General features: G+C 42.9%; 1 protein-coding gene. It reads left to right on the top strand.

Annotation, left to right across the window (positions count from 1 at the left end):
• Positions 1-217: zinc ribbon domain-containing protein (locus JEM49_RS10335; RefSeq protein ID WP_201874953.1), on the top strand; the 217-nt coding region annotated here is incomplete at both ends.

The following is a 217-nucleotide window of genomic DNA, read 5'->3' as shown; positions in this document are numbered from 1 at the left end:
GGCAGATCTATATGGCAAAGAATTTCTAACAATTGATCCTAAGTACACCACCCAAAGATGCCATCAATGTGGCAGTATTATGGGGCAAAACGGTTATAAGAAATTAACCCTTAAGGATCGGGAATGGACTTGCCCAATCTGTCGAACGCACCATATTCGTGATTGGAATGCGGCCGTGAACATCTTAGAAAAAGGATTAGGCAAGTGGCAGAATCCT

Origin of the sequence: Lactobacillus sp. A27 (assembly GCF_016742815.1) — a bacterium.
In the GTDB taxonomy this organism is placed as follows: domain Bacteria; phylum Bacillota; class Bacilli; order Lactobacillales; family Lactobacillaceae; genus Lactobacillus; species Lactobacillus gallinarum.
The sequence above is the reverse complement of the archived record's forward strand: the minus strand, read 5'-3'. Positions and strand labels throughout refer to the sequence as shown.